Below are 15,643 nucleotides of genomic sequence, written 5' to 3'. Positions count from 1 at the left end.
AATGCGACTATTCAGCTGGAAAATGTGGAAGGGAGGTGCCGATCAGGCCCGCTTGGATTCGATCGCGTCCCACAGCAGACTGGCAATATCGGCGCCGCCGAAGCGCTTCACTTCGCGAAGACCCGTTGGCGACGTCACGTTGATCTCGGTCATGTAATCTCCGATGACATCGATGCCGACGAGCAGGAAGCCGCGCTCTCTCAGCGCCGGTCCGATGCGGGCGCAGATTTCCTTCTCGCGCGCCGTCAGCTCGGTCGCCTCGGCGCGGCCGCCGACATGCATGTTGGAGCGGGCATCATGCTCGGCCGGCACACGGTTGATCGCGCCGACAGCCTCGCCATCGACGAGAATGATGCGCTTGTCTCCCTTGCGGACATCAGGCAGATATTGCTGGGCGATGAAGGGCTCACGGAAGAGCTGGCCGAACATTTCGAGCAGGGACGAGAGATTGCGGTCGTCGCGCGTCGAGTGGAAGACGCCAGCGCCGCCATTTCCGTAAAGCGGCTTCAGGATGATGTCGCCCATCTCCTCGCGGAAGCGGCGGATTTCGCCGGCATCGCGCGTAATGAGCGTCTCCGGCATCAGATCGGCGAATTCGGTGACGAAGATTTTTTCGGGCGAGTTGCGCACCCAGGCCGGGTCGTTGACGACGAGCGTCTTCGGGTGGATGCGCTCCAGCAGATGCGTCGAGGTGATATAGGCCATGTCGAAGGGCGGGTCCTGCCGAAGCAGAACGACATCCATGGTCGAGAGATCGACGCGCTCCGGCTCGCCGAGCTCGAAGTGATCGCCCTTGACGTCGCGCAGGATCATCGGCTCGACGGATGCATAGATCTTGCCGTCTCGCATGCTCAGCCGCTCGGGCGTGTAGTGGAAGAGCTTGTAGCCGCGGTTCTGGGCTTCGAGGCTCATGGCGAAGGTCGAGTCGCCCGCAATATTGATGCTCCGGACATGGTCCATCTGGACCGCAACATTCTTGATACCAGCCATAGTCAGCCCTCGCTCGAATTTGCGGACAGATGTAGGTCGGCCCGCCTCCAAACGCAACGGCCATTCAAGGACTTCCGTCAGGTATGCCTTCGTGCGGAACGTCTTTTGCCAGGGCCGGCCGCGCTTAGGCGGCCAGTCCCTGTGCGCCGCCCTGCCGGACGAAGTTGCGCAGGCGATAGGCCATGCTCAATGGCTTCGGGAACGGCTTGCGTAAGAAGGCGACCTTGCGCAGATAGCTGTCGATGCGCCATGTCGCCCAAGTGCCGCCGGCGAAATAGGCGACATCGCCGGCGCTCAGCATGCGCTCGACACCGTCTTCCGTGGTGATATGCACTTCGCCTTCAAGGATCATCACTGTTTCGTCCCAGCCGAAATACCAGCGAAATTCGCCTGCCGTACAATCCCACAGCGCCGTCAACGCGGCATCGTCCTGCCCGCGCGAATGCTCGGCGATGCGGGCAACGGGATTGCCCGCCAGGATCCAGGACGGCTCGATCGGCGACGGTTTCATTTCCATTTCGCCGCTGGCGCCGGCGATGAAGCTTTTCGACCGCGGCATTGTGACGACGTCCGGCGCGGCACGCGCGGCAAAGGCCGCCATGCTCGCCAATATCATTTTCAGAACCATGCAATCCCCCAAAATTCCATGCGTATCTAAGATCCATCGCATGGAAGGGGTAACGGCAGGGTTCATCAAACCCAGCGCATTTTAACGATTGTAGCGATCAGGCGGAAAAACCTTCGATTGTGCAGAGGATCATGTCGTGATCGGAGAGCGGCTTGCCCTCTTCGTTCAGAGAGGAAACGAGGTGGCTTTCGCCGATCTTCAAACCACGGGTGAGGAACCAGTCGAGCTTCATGGTGCGATCGGGAAAGCGCGTGATCAGGCTCGGGCGCGTGCTCGTCTGATCCAGCGGGCCGCCGTGGCATTCGAAGCCGCGGCCTTCGGCCATGGCGAACAAGGTATCGGTCGAGTAATCGCCGCCGGTGTGATTGCCGGTGTTGAGATCACCGCCGATCAGGATCGGGAGGCCGGGTGCGAAACCTTCAACCTCGTCGATCAACGCCGCCATCTGCCGCTCGCGATAGGCAGCGGTCGCGACACTTTCAAGATGAACTGAAACGGCGACCATAGGGCCGGCTGCGGTCTTAACGACAGCGCCGACGGCACAGCGATCGCCGATGCGCGGCTGCTCGTTGCTGTCGTTGAACCATACAGCCTCGCCCGGTAGACGGATCATGAAAGCATCCTTCAGGGCGACGGAGGCCATCAGCGCATTGCCATGAAAGCCCTTCTCGTTGAAATCGTCGCGGCAGTAGGAACGCTCGATTTCCGAACCGAGGCTGAGTTCGAGAAACTCGACGCCATAGGCATGGTTCATGCCGAGTTCGTCGGCGATGACGGCGGTCGGATCGCGTTGCTTGGTCCGGGCCATGCCCTGGTCCATCTCGGACAACAGGATGAGCGACGCTCCAGTTCCCCGAAGCTTGGCAGCACTTTCCTCCGGAAACAGGCAGCGCTCGAGATTCCAGGCGGCAGCCGTGAACGGGAAGGACAGGGCCTCGATCTTGGCACCCGTCCCGCCGACGCGCACCGCATTCAGACAGGGGAGCGACGAAAGCTTCCCGGCATGAACGGCAGGGGTCTTTTCAAGCGCAGCAAAGCTGTTGCGCTCCTCCTGCGAGGGAACGGCGAAAGCGGAAACGGTGTTGCGGATCATATTGAGACCTGTCGAAATAGGATTGCGAGCGCGGCGGAAGTCGCAAGCGCTTATCGGCCCGGCAATAGGCTGATTTTGTGACGTTGCTGTAACGCCGCGCTCAAAAGGCGTCCGGAAAATGCCGCGGCCATCGGCCGGGCAATATGGCGACGATATCATAGCGCTGCGACAGGCGGGCAAAATCCGGCTGCCGGGCGAGCCAAAGGTCGCTGGCCGCACGGATGCGTCTCTGTGAAGAGAAGGAAACGGCGTCGATCGCCTCCTGCTCATCGCGTCTCGATTTGACCTCGGCGAAGACGGCGAGATCGCCCTTGCGCGCAATGATATCGATTTCGCCGAGCCTGGTGCGATGGCGGATCGCCACGATCCGATAGCCCTTGAGCATAAGAAAGACGGCGGCAAGATATTCGGCAATGTGACCACGCCGCCAGGCCTTTTGCCGTTTCAGCCGTTCGCCTGTCTCACTCATGACGCTCCTTCATGTCGAGCAGGCGCTGGTAAAGCTCCTTTCGCGGCAGACCGGTAAGATGCGCGGCCTCCGTTGCCGCCTTGGCTGTCGGCATCGTTCCGGCAAGATCGGCCAGAATGGCCTCGACATCGGCCTCCGCCGCAACGCGTTCCGCCGGCGGGCCGACGAGCCAGACGATCTCGCCCTTCACATTCTCGACGGCGTCATAGAACGCGGCGAGTTCGGACAGCGACCCGCGGCGGAATTCCTCGAAGGTCTTCGTCAGTTCGCGGCAGACCGCGCCCCTGCGCTCGCCGCCGAGCACATCGGCGGCGGCGGCAAGCGTGGCGGCGATGCGATGCGGCGATTCAAAGAAGATGAGGGTTGCGGGAACGCCCGCAAGTTCCGCCAGCCGATCGCGCCGGCCCTTGTCCTTTGCCGGCAGAAAACCGGCAAAGAAGAAAGCATCGTTCGGCAGGCCGGAGCCGACGAGGGCCGCCAGCGGCGCCGAAGCACCGGGAATGGGAACAACCTTGCAGCCAGCCTCGATCGCCTGCGTTGCCAGCCGGTAGCCGGGATCGGAGACGAGCGGCGTGCCTGCATCCGACACCAGTGCGACGGAACGGCCGGCCTCCAGCGCCTGCAGCAGCCGCGGGCCTGCCTCATCGGCATTGTGCTCGTGATAGGCATAGGGCTTGTTCTGGATGCCGTAGCGGTCGAGCAGGACGCGGGTAACACGCGTGTCCTCGCAGGCCAGAACGTCTGCGCCGGCCAACGTTTCCAACGCCCTCAGCGTGATATCGCCGAGGTTGCCGATCGGCGTGGCGACGAGATAGAGCGCCGGTTCGAGGGGACGGGCCGGAATCTGGTTGTTGTGCAGGCGGAAACTGCGCGTTCCGCCGCCTGATTGCTCTTCGTTCATGCCGGTCCTGACTTCACTTCGTATTCCCGGCCTTTATGGGCGAGGCGCGTGCCGACGGCAAGAGCGGCGCAATTCCTGTGGAGCATTGTCGACGAAATGTCGAATTGCCGCCCGGCAAATCGCCCATGCCTCTTGCATTCGGATGGAGAAGTCTGCCAAGTTGCCTGTCCAATCTTTCGGGCCTCGTCCGAAAACATGTCGCTCGGGCGCCTCGGGCCGCCCGGCAAGTCACGGTCGAAAGCGGTAGCATCCATGCGTATAACAATTGAGCGGTCGAACCTCCTGAAGTCGCTGAACCACGTCCATCGCGTGGTCGAGCGCCGCAACACGATCCCGATCCTGTCCAACGTGCTGCTGAAGGCCGAAGGCACCAGCCTCGACATGAAGGCGACAGACCTCGATCTTGAAATCACCGAGGCGACGCCCGCCAATGTCGAACAGGCCGGCGCCACCACGGTTCCCGCGCATCTGCTTTATGATATCGTGCGCAAGCTGCCAGACGGCTCGGAGGTGCTTCTTGCCACCAACACCGATGGCAGCTCGATGACGGTCGCCTCCGGCCGCTCGAAATTCTCGCTGCAGTGCCTGCCGGAATCGGATTTTCCGGATCTCACTGCCGGCAGCTTCAGCCATTCCTTCAAGCTGAAAGCCGCCGATCTGAAGATGCTGATCGACCGCACGCAGTTTGCGATCTCCACCGAAGAGACGCGCTACTATCTGAACGGCATTTTCTTCCACACGATCGAAAGCGGCGGCGACCTGAAGCTGAGAGCCGTCGCCACCGACGGCCATCGCCTGGCGCGTGCCGATGTCAGCGCCCCCTCGGGCTCCGAGGGCATGCCCGGCATCATCATCCCGCGCAAGACGGTCGGCGAACTGCAGAAGCTTGTGGATGCACCGGATACGATCGTGACCGTCGAAGTCTCCGACGCCAAGATCCGTCTGACCATCGGCTCCATCGTCATGACCTCGAAGCTGATCGACGGTACTTTCCCGGATTATCAGCGTGTTATCCCGGCCAATAACGACAAGGAAATGCGCGTCGATTGCCAGACCTTCGCGCAGGCCGTCGACCGCGTCTCGACGATCTCGTCGGAACGTGGCCGCGCCGTGAAATTGGCGCTGTCGGACGGCCAGCTTCTGCTGACGGTCAACAACCCGGATTCGGGCAGTGCAACGGAAGAAGTCGCCGTCGGCTACGAGATGGATCCGATGGAAATCGGCTTCAATGCCAAGTATCTGCTCGACATCACCGCACAGCTCTCAGGCGATTCTGCCGTGTTCCTGCTGGCCGATGCCGGTTCGCCGACGCTCATCCGCGACACGGCCGGCGACGACGCGCTTTATGTGCTGATGCCGATGCGCGTTTAGAGCATGATGCCGAAAAGTGTGAGCGGTTTTTCGGACGACACCATACTCCACTTTCTCGACTCAAGGATCAGATGATTTCAGGCCGAACGGACCAGAAATCATCTGGCTCTGGCGAAACAAAAACGCCCTTTTATGCGTTTATTCAACGCAGGGGCGTTTTTATTTGGTCCTTTGTGGATTGCGACATTTTCTCTTTTTATTGCGTCATCGCATTGCAAGATTGAGAGAAACGGTAGTAAGTCGCGACCGTAACATTTGGTGGGGGGGGAGAGCATGGCGCTGCGTCTCAAAGAACGGCTGGGCAAGAAATTCGACGAGGAGATTCGCTTCTTCAAGGGCATGATGCAAGGGCCGAAAACCGTTGGCTCGATTGTCCCGACCTCCTCGATCACCGCCCGCAAGATGGCGAGCGTCATCAACACGCAATCCGGCCTGCCCGTATTGGAACTCGGGCCGGGTACGGGTGCCATTACGAAGGCGATCCTCGCACGCGGCGTCGAGCCGCAAAATCTTGTCGCCATCGAATATTCCACCGACTTCTACAATCACCTCGTGCGCCGCTACCCCGGCGTCAATTTCATCAACGGCGATGCCTTCGATCTCGATACGACGCTTGGCGTGCTGCGCGGGCAGGTTTTCGATTCGGTCGTCTCGGGCATTCCCCTCCTCAATTTCCCGATGAAGGCGCGCGTCGCGTTGCTGGAAAGCCTGCTGGATCGCATGCCGCCCGGCCGTCCGGTGGTACAGATCTCCTATGGACCGGTTTCGCCGATCATCGCTAAGCCGGATCGCTATCATATCCGCCATTTCGATTTCATCGTCCGCAACATTCCACCGGCCCAGCTCTGGGTCTACAGCCGCGGCTGAGACGGTCGTCGAGGGTATCCATGTACGCTCTTTATATTACGCACCCGCAGGTGCGCATCGATCCGGATGTGCCGGTGCCGCAATGGGGGCTGTCCGAAACAGGTGCTGAGCGAGCGCGGATGGCGGCGAGCCGGCCTTGGGCCAGCAAGCTCGGCCTCATCGTCTCCAGCGGCGAACGCAAGGCGATCGAAACGGCCGAGGCTTTGGCGGCGGCAAACGGTGCGGCCGTCGAAATCATCGAGGCCATGCACGAAAACGACCGCAGCGCCACGGGTTTCCTGACCCCTCCCGAATTCGAGAAAGCAGCCGACTGGTTCTTCGCCCATCCGCATGAAAGCTTCAAAGGCTGGGAGCGCGCCATCGATGCGCAGGCGAGGATCATCTCCAACGTCGAGGACGTGCTCGCGCGGCATGATCCGCAAATGCCGATCGCCTTCGTCGGCCACGGCGGCGTCGGCACGCTGCTGAAATGTCATCTGCAAGGAAAACCGATCGCGCGGCAGGGCGATCAGCCGCCGGGCGGCGGCAATCTTTTCTGTTTCGATCTTGCGAAGCGCGCCGTCTCATGCGACTGGACACCCATGGAAGACTGGATGGGATGGGCTTGAGATGACCGCACGCGACCGCTTGATCGTTGGACTGGATGTTCCAAACCTTCAGGAGGCCGAAAAAGTGGTCGGTGCCCTCGGCGGCGATATCCTCCACTATAAGATAGGCTATCAGCTCGCCTTTGCCGGCGGGCTGGAATTCGCCCGCGATCTCGCCGCCAGCGGCAAGAAGATCTTCCTCGACATGAAGCTGCTCGACATCGACAACACCGTGGCCTCTGGCGTAGAGAATATCGTCAAGATGGGCATGTCGATGCTGACGTTGCATGCCTATCCGAAAGCCATGAAAGCGGCCGTCGAAGCCGCCAAGGGCTCCGACCTCTGCCTGCTCGGCGTGACCGTGTTGACCTCGATGGACGAACAGGATCTCATTGCCGCAGGCTACGAATATGATCCGCATACGCTGGTGCTGCGCCGGGCCGAACAGGCGCATCTGGCCGGCATGGGCGGCATCGTCTGCTCGGCGGAAGAGGCATCCGCGGTGCGCAGGATCATCGGTCCGGATATGGCGCTGGTAACCCCGGGCATCCGACCGGCAGGCAGCGACAAGGGCGACCAGAAGCGGGTGATGACTCCCGCGGATGCCATCAAGGCCGGCTCGAGCCATCTCGTCGTCGCAAGGCCGATCGTCAAGGCGGCCGATCCGAAAGAGGCAGCCCACGCCATCCTCGCCGAAATGGATGCCGCGCTCTAAGATACAGAAGCAAGCAGGGAGGAACATATGGCAAAGGGATATTGGATCGCGCGCGTGGATGTCCGCGACCCCGAGCGCTACAAGGACTACGTCGCAGCCGCCAAGCCTGCCTTCGAGAAATACGGCGCGAACTTTCTTGCCCGCGGCGGTGCGTTTACACCGCTTGAAGGACAGGCGCGCGGCCGCAACGTCGTCATCGAATTTCCTTCGCTGCAGCATGCCGTCGATTGCTACAACTCGCCGGAATACCAGATCGCAGCCAAAATCCGCCAGCAGGTGGCGGACGCCGAAATGGTGGTCGTCGAAGGCATCTGAACCCAGCGAAAAGCCGAGGTGCAATGCAGCGCGATAGCACTTCACCTCGGCGCGCGGATCGGCTAAGACGAAACCAGATCAGCCCAATAAAGCCTTTCGAGGAGCCTGCCATGACCCTGTCCAACCTCCCGCCGCTCGTGACCGTGTTTGGAGGATCAGGCTTCATCGGGCGGCACGTCGTGCGTGCGCTTGCCAAGCGCGGTTATCGCATCCGTGTCGCCGTGCGCCGTCCCGATCTTGCCGGATTCCTGCAGCCGCTCGGCAATCTCGGCCAGATTTCGATCATTCAGGCCAATGTGCGCTACCGCAACTCCATCGACCGCGCCGTCGAAGGCGCTCAGCATGTCGTCAACTGCGTCGGCATATTGGCGCCGAGCGGTCGCAACACCTTCGAAGCCGCGCAGGAATTCGGCGGCAAGGCCATTGCGGAAGCTGCACGTGGCGCCGGCGCTTCGCTGACGCATATTTCGGCGCTCGGCGCCGACGCCAATTCGGCTTCGGCCTATGCCCGCACCAAGGCTCGCGCCGAAACTGCGATCCTGTCGATCAAGCCGGATGCAATCATCCTGCGGCCCTCGATCGTCTTTGGACCGGAAGATGAGTTCTTCAACAAGTTTGCCGACATGTCGCGCACGGCGCCGTTCCTGCCGTTGATCGGCGGCGGTAAGACGAAGTTCCAGCCCGTTTATGTCGGGGACATCGCCGAGACCGTTGCCCGCGCCGTCGACGGCAAGCTGAAGGCCGGCACGACCTATGAGCTCGGCGGTCCGGAAGTGCTGTCCTTCCGCGAATGTCTCGAGACCACCCTTTCCGTCATCAGCCGGAAGAAGGCGCTCGTCTCCATCCCCTTCAGCCTCGCCTCGCTGGCGGGCTCGATCGCTTCGCTGGTGCCGCTTATCAAGCCACCGATCACGGCCGATCAGGTGACCCTGCTGAAGAGCGACAATGTCGTTTCCAAGCAGGCGGAAGCGGAAGGACGCACGCTGAAGGGTATCGGCCTGCTGCCGACCCTGCTCGCTTCCGTGCTGCCGTCCTATCTGGTGCGCTATCGGCCGCAGGGTCAGTTCACAGGTTCGGGCAAGGCTGCCTGACGATTCGGCAATTCGATGAGAATTATGCGCCGCCCGGCCTCGTCGGGCGGTTTTTTTTGGGCCTGCCAAAGCCGGAATCGAGTTTCGGAAGATCGAAAAGACCTTCCGCATAATTTCCTGGATCGGGATCGATTTCAGGACAAAATCATGCAGCAGATTAAATGCGTTACGGCGACCTTTGCGCGCCATATATGGCGCACGGCACTGCGATGATTCACAGCTTAGCGTTGCCTAAAAGACGCAGTGCGGAAATAGTAGCATTAACGTCAAATTTAACATGAAGATTTATTGCTATTGCTCATCTCACTGACTAACACAGCCGCGCGTCTCAGGCTTGGACAATGAACCGGTCCGTGGCGCGCTTCACACTTCTGCGGAAAGGCATTCTTCGATGGGCAAGTCTATCGCGCTTTTGTTTGCGTGCGCGGCACTGGTGATTCTCGCTGGCTCTTTCGTCGCCCGCGGCAGCATCGCCTCGATCAAGGGCGAATGTGCGCCGACCTATGGCGTCGATCCTTGCACGACAGGCTCCATCGACACCTCTTCCTCCTCGAACTGATCGAGCATGAAAAAGGCCGGTTTTCACCGGCCTTCATTTTCTTAGCGGTTGCTGCAGGGACGATCGGCTCAACCGAAATAGAGCCCGATCAGGCCGACCGTGCCGACGCCGATGCGCCACCATGCGAAAGGGGCGTAACCGCGGCGTGATACGAAATCGAGCAGCGCGCGTACGACGAACAGCGCGGAAATAAAAGCCATGACGAAGCCGATCGCGATCAACTGGCCATCGGCCATGCTGAGGTCGTGGCGGCTCTTCCACAAATCCAGCGTGAAGGCACCGACCATGGTCGGCATGGCCAGGAAGAAAGAAAATTCCGCGGCCGAACGCTTGTCGGCACCGAGCAGCAGGGCGCCGACAATGGTGGAACCGGAGCGCGACGTCCCGGGGATCATGGCCAGGCATTGGAAAAAGCCGATCTTGATCGCCAGCGGCCAGGAAAATTCATAGGCACTGGTATATTTCGGCTTGAACCGGACTCTATCGACGACAAGCAAGACGATGCCGCCGAGGATCAGCGAGATGCAGATCACCATCGGTGAGTTGAACAGCACTTTCTTGATGAAGTCATGGGCGAGCGCGCCGATGAGGGCGGCCGGAAGAAAGCCGAAGAGAACAGCCAGAACGAAGTGACGGGCCTTGACGCTGACGGGCAGCGCCTTGGCGATCTGGATGAGCCGATTGAAATAGACGAGCAGAATGGCGAGAATCGCGCCGAGCTGGATCAAAACTTCAAAAGTGCCGGTCGACTGGAAGCCGAGAAAATGTCCGAGAAGTATCAGATGGCCGGTGGAAGAGACCGGAATGAACTCCGTAAGCCCCTCCACAAGGCCTAAAACCAGCGCGATAATAATTTGTTCAGCCATATCGTGTCCTTTGTCAAACGGCAGGGCGGCCCGATTCGCTTGTGCAAACTAGGCCAAGATCCTATAGCTTCAACCGATGACAAATGACTAGGGTCGCAGTATCGCGACCAAAAAGCTCCATAGCATCAATCAGAAACACCCGAGTACCAATGCCGACGCTGTATCACCACCCCATGTCATCCTCCTCACGGTTCGTTCGTCTGATCCTGACGGAATATGGCTATCAGACGGAACTGATAGAGGAGCAGACCTGGGAAAAGCGACGCGATTTCCTGGCGCTCAATCCGGCCGGCACCCTGCCCGTCTATGTCGACGACAGCATGCGGGCGCTCTGCGGCGCGTCCGTCATTTCCGAATATCTCGACGAGACGCACGGCGTTCTGAAGCGCGACCGCCGGCTTCTGGCCGAAGATCCGTTCCAGCGCGCCGAAATCCGCCGGCTGACGGAATGGTTCATGCAGAAGATGGAGCAGGATGTGACGCGGCCGCTGACGCGCGAGCGCGTCTTCAAGCTGCAGATGACCGCCGAACAGGGCGGCGGCGCACCCGATTCCAAGGTCATGCGCATGGCGCGCGGCAATATCCGTCAGCATATGAAATATCTGTCCTGGCTGGCAGGCTCGCGGCAGTGGCTGGCCGGCGAACGGCTGAGCTATGCCGATCTTGCCGCCGCCGCATCGGTTTCCGTGTTAGACTATCTCGGCGAGATCGACTGGACGGAATCGCCGGTGGCCAAGGAATGGTATCAGCGGCTGAAGTCGCGCCCATCCTTCCGGCCGATCCTGGCGGAGCGCGTGCGCGGCGTTACCCCGGTTTCGCACTACGCCGATCTGGATTTCTGACGAGGGCTCGCTATGCCCGATGATCGTGAAGCGGAAAAAGCCGACAAGCGCCGGAAAGCATTGACCGCCTTCCTGCGGCAGGAAGCGCTCGCGCAGGGTTTCGATCTCTGCCGCATCACCAGGCCGGACGCCATTCCCGAGGCAGCGATCCGGCTTGGCCACTTTCTCGACAAGGGCCGTCACGGCACCATGGGCTGGATGGAGGAGACACGCGAGCGGCGCGCCGATCCGCGCGTGCTCTGGAACGAAACCCGCTCCATCGCCGTCTTCGGCCTCAATTATGGTCCCGACGAAGATCCTCGCGGCATTCTGGAGAGGAGGGACACGGCGGCGATCTCTGTTTATGCGCGAAACCGCGATTATCACGATATCATCAAGGGACGGCTGAAGGAGATCGCGACGCGCTTCGCGGCCCGGTCAAAGGAGGACGTCAAGGTCTTCGTCGATACGGCACCCGTCATGGAGAAGCCGCTGGCAGGCGCGGCCGGCCTCGGCTGGCAGGGCAAGCATACCAATCTCGTCAGCCGCGCTTTCGGCTCCTGGCTGTTTCTAGGCTCTATGTTCACCACGGCCGATCTGGAGCCGGATGAGCCTGAGATCGACCATTGCGGCTCCTGCCGGGCCTGTCTGGACGTCTGCCCGACATCGGCCTTCCCTGCGCCCTACCAGCTCGATGCGCGCCGCTGCATTTCCTATCTGACCATCGAGCACAAGGGGCCGATCGATCCTGAGCTTCGGCCGTTGATCGGCAATCGCATCTATGGCTGTGACGACTGCCTCGCCGTATGCCCCTGGAACAAGTTCGCAAGCGACGCATCGGAAATGAAGCTCGTTGCGCGGGACGACCTGAGAGAACCGTCGATCGCCGTCCTGCTTGGCCTGGACGATGCGACCTTCCGTACCTTCTTCAGCGGCTCGCCGATCAAGCGCATCGGCCGGGACCGGTTCATCCGCAATGTGCTGATCGCAGCCGGCAATTCAGGCGAACGCTCCCTCATAGAGAGGTGTCGCGAATTGGCCGCAGATCCCTCGCCCGTGGTGCGCGGGATGGCCGTCTGGGCGCTATCGCGGCTGATGACGGCTGGCGAGTTCACCGCATTTGCGGCACAAAGGCATGACGAAGCGGACGAAGAGGTTCGCGCCGAATGGAAACTGGCGGGGGTATGGTGATGCATGTGATGATTTTCGGCTGCGGCTATTCCGGAACGGCCATCGCCAAGGTTTTCGCGGGTTCCGGTATCCGCATCACCGGCACGACCCGCTCCGGCGACAAGGCGGCGTTGCTGGCGAAGGAAGGCATCGAAGCCTTCGTCTTCGATGGAGAGACGCTCGACCCGGCTCTGGCCGAGGCGATGACAACGGCGACGCATCTGGTGCAATCGATCGCGCCGGGCAAGTCGGGCGATCCATTGCTGCGGCTGGCGCAGCTCAATCTCAAGGCGCTGATGCCGAAGCTGGAATGGATCTGCTACCTCTCGACCGTCGGCGTCTATGGCGACCACAAGGGCGCCTGGGTCAGCGAGCAGACGCCGCTGCATCCGGTCGCGGACCGCTCGGTCGAGCGGGTCGAGGCGGAGGACGGCTGGATGCGCGTCGGCATCAGGCTCGGTCTTCCCGTCGCCGTGCTCCGGCTTTCCGGCATTTACGGCCCGGGCAGAAACGCCTTCTGCAATCTGGAAAAAGGCACGGCGCGACGGCTCATCAAGTCGAACCAGGTCTTCAACCGCATCCGTGTCGAGGATATCGGTTTCTGTGCCCGCTTCCTGTCAGAGCGCAGGCTCGGCGGCATATATAATGTCACCGACGACGAACCCGCGCCGCCGCAGGATGTGATTGTCGAGGCAGCCCGCCTGATGGGTGTCGAACCACCGCCGGAACAGCCTTTCGAAACAGCCGAGCTGACGCCGATGGCGCGCTCTTTTTACGGCGAGAACAAGCGGGTCTCGAATGCGAAATTACGCGCGCTCGGTTTCCCCTTCCGCTACCCTGAGTATCGTATGTCGCTTGCCGAACTCTGGTCCTCCGGGCGGTGGTGCGGCTGAGAAACGGCCGTTCACATCGAGAAAAATCGCATGAAAATTCCTACTTATCCGGCCCTCTTAGTTCAATTTACTCCGCATTTATGGTTAACGACCTCTAAAATTGCACAAATGCGGCAGCAATTATGGCGGATCTGGAAAATTATTTTTCTATTTTTTGTGATGCCCCGCATTGCAGCATGGGGGGAGAAAAAATCATTTCATTTTTAACTGATTTCATTAGGTTTTTTCCACAATCAGCAAACTTACCGATTAGTCATAGTATCTGCCGCCATCCAGAAATGTTACAGCCTGTAACATTCCGTGATTTCACATGGCACTTTTTCGCCACTTTTGGCCGGATTTAAGCCCCGCCGCCTACCGCAGGCGCAAGTTCAATAGCTTGAGGGAAAAATCGGTTTGAAGAAAATCATACGTTCTTTGGCGATCGCCGCAACTATATCCGCCTCCTTTGCTGTCGTTTCGACTCCTGCATTTGCATCCGCTGGCTGCGGTGGCGCTTCATGGTACGGGGGAAGCTCCCGAACTGCTTCCGGGGAACGCATGAGTTCCAGAAATCTTACTGCAGCCCACCGCTCGCTTGCCTTCGGCACACGTCTGCGGGTCACCAACAGGCACAATGGCCGCAGCGTCGTCGTCCGCATCAACGACCGTGGACCTTTCATTCGGGGCCGCGTTCTCGACCTTTCCCGTGCCGCCGCGCAGAACATCGGCATGGTCGCTTCGGGTACCGCTAAGATCTGCTACGAGGTCGTCGCCTCGAAGTAATCGCCGGCAGCCGGAACAATACGGCAAATCGGCATGACGCTTGCTCTCTCGGCCAATCGCGGCTACCACGCGATTGAGACGTCTCAAAATCCGCCGCCATGGGCATATTTGCGCGGATTGGCGAGCCGTCAGCGGTTTTGGTAGGGCGCAGATTCCCAAGATGAGCTCCAACGGGTTCCGGGTCTGCGCAGGCAGGAGAGTGTGAATGCGTCTGGGTGGCCGATTACAGGGGGCTATCGAAGTTCTTGCCGATATCGAAACGCGCAAGCGGCCGGTAGCCGATGCCCTGAAGGACTGGGGCCTTGCTCATCGCTTTGCCGGATCCGGAGACAGGGCCGCGATCGGCAATATCGTCTACGACGCCCTGCGCATGCGGCTTTCCCACGCTTGGCTGATGGGAGACGACAGCCCTTCGGCGCTTGCCCATGCCGTGCTCTTTCGCCAATGGAGCCTGACGCCCGAGGCTCTGGCTGCCGAGCTCGACGGCGATAAATTCGCGCCCGAAGCCCCGAGCGCCGAGGCACTGGCTGCCTTTGCAGCCCGCAAGCTCGAAGACGCTCCCCTCCATATCCAGGGCGATATTCCCGAATGGGTCGAGCCCTCCTTCCAGCAAGCCTTCGGGGACGGCTGGCTCTCCGAAGCGCAGGCTCTTTCCGAACGCCCGACGCTGGACCTGCGCGCCAACGCGCTGAAGGCCGACCGCGCCAAAGTCGTGAAGGCGCTGGAACGCGCAGGCGCCCAAGCATCGAAGGTCGCCCGCTTCGGCATCCGCATTCCTGCCGGAGAAGGTGCATCGCGCCTTCCGAACGTCACCGCCGAGCTCTCCTTTCAAAAAGGCTGGTTCGAAGTACAGGACGAAGGCTCCCAGATCGTCGCCGATCTGGTCCTGCCTGATGAAGGCGACCAGGTGCTCGATTATTGCGCCGGCGGCGGCGGCAAGACGCTTGCCATGTCGGCTGCCATGCACAACAAGGGGCAGGTCCACGCCTATGATACAGACCGGCGACGGCTGGCGCCGATCATCGAGCGCCTGAAGCGGGCCGGCACCCGCAATGTCCAGGTCCATGACGAGCGCAATGGCCTGCTCCATCTGCGCGGCAAGTTCGATAAGGTGCTGGTCGATGCCCCCTGCACCGGCACGGGCACGTGGCGCCGCCGGCCCGATACGAAATGGCGGCTGACGCAGAAGAACCTCGACGAGCGCACCAGCCAGCAGCAGGAAGCCCTGGCGCAGGCGGGCGAATTCGTGCGTCCAGGCGGATCGCTGCTTTACGTCACCTGTTCGGTCCTGCCGGAAGAAAACGAAGTGCAGGTGAACCGCTTTGCGGCGCAGAATCCCGATTTCCAAGTGACGGAAACCCTGAGCTCCTGGGAAAAGCTGTTCGGCAAGGACGCGCCGCAGCCCCGCTCCTCGGACGGCAAGACCATTACATTGACGCCGGCCACCACCGATACGGACGGATTCTTCTTCTGCCGCCTGCAACGGAAGATGTGAGCCGAACTCAGCCTGTCCACGACGGAATTGCCGCATTGGCGGCATGA

Annotated in this window: 18 protein-coding genes; 12 read left to right on the top strand and 6 right to left on the bottom strand. The window is 60.8% G+C overall.

The window, feature by feature from the left end:
- Window positions 1-42: 42 nt before the first annotated feature.
- The 5 genes from gshB to rsmI all read right to left on the bottom strand — a co-directional run bounded on the left by gshB (window position 43) and on the right by rsmI (window position 4,081).
- Entirely contained in the window at window positions 43-990 is a 948-nt protein-coding gene (gene gshB / locus Q4Q11_RS04875) for a glutathione synthase (protein ID WP_112508358.1), read from the bottom strand.
- Between the two features lie 124 nt (window positions 991-1,114).
- Window positions 1,115-1,618: a cupin domain-containing protein gene (locus Q4Q11_RS04870; protein WP_498568814.1), complete on the bottom strand. Its 504-nt coding sequence runs from the start codon at window positions 1,616-1,618 to the stop codon at window positions 1,115-1,117.
- Between the two features lie 97 nt (window positions 1,619-1,715).
- Window positions 1,716-2,711, bottom strand: a complete 996-nt coding sequence (locus Q4Q11_RS04865; RefSeq protein ID WP_498568813.1) for an endonuclease/exonuclease/phosphatase family protein — start codon at window positions 2,709-2,711, stop codon at window positions 1,716-1,718.
- Window positions 2,712-2,811: 100 nt separating this feature from the next.
- On the bottom strand, window positions 2,812-3,180 hold the full coding sequence (locus Q4Q11_RS04860) for a YraN family protein (RefSeq protein ID WP_112508351.1): 369 nt from the start codon (window positions 3,178-3,180) through the stop codon (window positions 2,812-2,814).
- Window positions 3,173-4,081: a 16S rRNA (cytidine(1402)-2'-O)-methyltransferase gene (rsmI, locus tag Q4Q11_RS04855; protein WP_112508349.1), complete on the bottom strand. Its 909-nt coding sequence runs from the start codon at window positions 4,079-4,081 to the stop codon at window positions 3,173-3,175. The genes Q4Q11_RS04860 and rsmI overlap by 8 nt, the downstream gene beginning before the upstream one ends.
- A 252-nt stretch (window positions 4,082-4,333) precedes the next feature.
- On the opposite strand from rsmI, the gene dnaN reads away from it, so the two are divergent.
- The 7 genes from dnaN (at window position 4,334) to Q4Q11_RS04820 (ending at window position 9,586) form a co-directional block, all read left to right on the top strand.
- Window positions 4,334-5,452 (top strand): DNA polymerase III subunit beta, encoded by a 1,119-nt coding sequence (gene dnaN / locus Q4Q11_RS04850; protein ID WP_112508344.1) that lies wholly within the window; start codon window positions 4,334-4,336, stop codon window positions 5,450-5,452.
- Window positions 5,453-5,725: 273 nt separating this feature from the next.
- Window positions 5,726-6,319: a phospholipid N-methyltransferase PmtA gene (pmtA, locus tag Q4Q11_RS04845; protein ID WP_112508341.1), complete on the top strand. Its 594-nt coding sequence runs from the start codon at window positions 5,726-5,728 to the stop codon at window positions 6,317-6,319.
- A gap of 20 nt (window positions 6,320-6,339) precedes the next feature.
- Window positions 6,340-6,927, top strand: coding sequence for a histidine phosphatase family protein (locus tag Q4Q11_RS04840; protein ID WP_498568812.1), 588 nt, complete (start codon window positions 6,340-6,342; stop codon window positions 6,925-6,927).
- A gap of 1 nt (window position 6,928) precedes the next feature.
- The gene (pyrF, locus tag Q4Q11_RS04835; RefSeq protein WP_498568811.1) at window positions 6,929-7,621 is read left to right on the top strand and encodes an orotidine-5'-phosphate decarboxylase; all 693 of its coding nucleotides are present in this window, start codon (window positions 6,929-6,931) and stop codon (window positions 7,619-7,621) included.
- Window positions 7,622-7,648: 27 nt separating this feature from the next.
- Window positions 7,649-7,936 carry a DUF1330 domain-containing protein gene (locus Q4Q11_RS04830; RefSeq protein ID WP_112508333.1) on the top strand — a complete coding sequence of 96 codons (288 nt, stop codon included), beginning with the start codon at window positions 7,649-7,651 and terminating at the stop codon, window positions 7,934-7,936.
- 110 nt (window positions 7,937-8,046) lie between these two features.
- Window positions 8,047-9,027: a complex I NDUFA9 subunit family protein gene (locus Q4Q11_RS04825; protein ID WP_113223096.1), complete on the top strand. Its 981-nt coding sequence runs from the start codon at window positions 8,047-8,049 to the stop codon at window positions 9,025-9,027.
- 391 nt (window positions 9,028-9,418) lie between these two features.
- Window positions 9,419-9,586 (top strand): hypothetical protein, encoded by a 168-nt coding sequence (locus tag Q4Q11_RS04820; protein ID WP_498568810.1) that lies wholly within the window; start codon window positions 9,419-9,421, stop codon window positions 9,584-9,586.
- 68 nt (window positions 9,587-9,654) lie between these two features.
- Here the strand turns inward: Q4Q11_RS04820 and Q4Q11_RS04815 are convergent, their stop codons facing one another.
- Window positions 9,655-10,452 (bottom strand): undecaprenyl-diphosphate phosphatase, encoded by a 798-nt coding sequence (locus Q4Q11_RS04815; protein WP_498568809.1) that lies wholly within the window; start codon window positions 10,450-10,452, stop codon window positions 9,655-9,657.
- Window positions 10,453-10,601: 149 nt separating this feature from the next.
- Here Q4Q11_RS04815 and Q4Q11_RS04810 point away from each other — a divergent pair, with 149 nt between their 5' ends.
- From Q4Q11_RS04810 to Q4Q11_RS04790, 5 genes are all read left to right on the top strand, one after another.
- Entirely contained in the window at window positions 10,602-11,294 is a 693-nt protein-coding gene (locus Q4Q11_RS04810) for a glutathione S-transferase family protein (RefSeq protein WP_015338534.1), read from the top strand.
- A 12-nt stretch (window positions 11,295-11,306) separates the two neighbouring features.
- The gene (queG, locus tag Q4Q11_RS04805; protein WP_498568808.1) at window positions 11,307-12,464 is read left to right on the top strand and encodes a tRNA epoxyqueuosine(34) reductase QueG; all 1,158 of its coding nucleotides are present in this window, start codon (window positions 11,307-11,309) and stop codon (window positions 12,462-12,464) included.
- Entirely contained in the window at window positions 12,464-13,336 is an 873-nt protein-coding gene (locus Q4Q11_RS04800) for an SDR family oxidoreductase (RefSeq protein WP_498568829.1), read from the top strand. The genes queG and Q4Q11_RS04800 overlap by 1 nt, the downstream gene beginning before the upstream one ends.
- A gap of 396 nt (window positions 13,337-13,732) precedes the next feature.
- Window positions 13,733-14,101, top strand: coding sequence for a septal ring lytic transglycosylase RlpA family protein (locus Q4Q11_RS04795; protein WP_498568807.1), 369 nt, complete (start codon window positions 13,733-13,735; stop codon window positions 14,099-14,101).
- A 205-nt stretch (window positions 14,102-14,306) separates the two neighbouring features.
- Window positions 14,307-15,596 (top strand): RsmB/NOP family class I SAM-dependent RNA methyltransferase, encoded by a 1,290-nt coding sequence (locus tag Q4Q11_RS04790; protein ID WP_498568806.1) that lies wholly within the window; start codon window positions 14,307-14,309, stop codon window positions 15,594-15,596.
- The last annotated feature ends 47 nt before the right edge of the window (window positions 15,597-15,643 follow it).

This window comes from Rhizobium sp. UFLA01-1127 (assembly GCF_059803845.1).
This window is presented reverse-complemented; position numbering and strand designations above follow the sequence as displayed.